Genomic DNA, 779 nt, shown 5'->3' on the forward strand with positions numbered 1-779 from the left:
CGCTCTTCCGATCTGACCGCGCGGGCCAGTGCGTGCGGGTCGTCCGGCGGGACGAGCCCGTGCCGGTGGTGTCCGGGCGGCAGGCTCTCCCGGGCGCCGCTCACATCGGTGAGGACGACGGGCCGCCCGCAGGCCATCGCTTCGAGCGGGGCGAGCGCCATGCCCTCCCAGCGGGACGGCAGGACGACGAGGTCGGCGGCGCGCAGCCAGTCGCACGGCCCGTCGACCGCTCCGGCGAACAGCACACCGGGCGGCGCCGTCCTGGTCAGCCGCGCCCGGTCGGGTCCGTCGCCGACGAGCACCAGCCGGGCCGCGGGCGCCGCACGGAGGATCTCGGGCCAGGCCCGCAGGAGTACGTCCTGGCCCTTCTGGCGGCAGAGCCTGCCCACACAGACGACGAAGGGCCCCGGCCCCAGAGCCCTTTCCCCTGAACCGGGTTCGGGCCCGACGCCGCCGTCGGGGCGGAACTCACCGAGGTCGACGCCGTTACGGATCACCGCCCACCTGGCGGCGATCCCGGCCGCCTCACCGGCCCGCCGTTCCGCCTCACTGACGCACAGGACGCGCTCGGCCCACCGGGCCGCGTACCGCTCCCAGGCCAGCGCGAGGCGCGCGGTCGGGCCGCCGACCGCGTCGAACGACCAGGCGTGCGGCTGGAAGACCGTCGGGACGCGCCCCCGTACGGCGAGGCGGGCGGCCAGACCGGCCTTGGAGCTGTGCGCGTGCACCACGTCGGGGCGGCTCGCACGGATCAGCCGGGCGGCGGTGGTGGTCTCGGC

General features: G+C 77.0%; 1 protein-coding gene. It reads right to left on the minus strand.

Going from position 1 to position 779, the window contains the following annotated elements:
- Positions 1 to 779 (minus strand): glycosyltransferase (locus G3I19_RS36705; RefSeq protein ID WP_164267971.1); only part of this gene is annotated, 779 nt, incomplete at both ends.

This window comes from Streptomyces sp. SID10853 (genome assembly GCF_010548145.1).
Classification (GTDB): domain Bacteria; phylum Actinomycetota; class Actinomycetes; order Streptomycetales; family Streptomycetaceae; genus Streptomyces.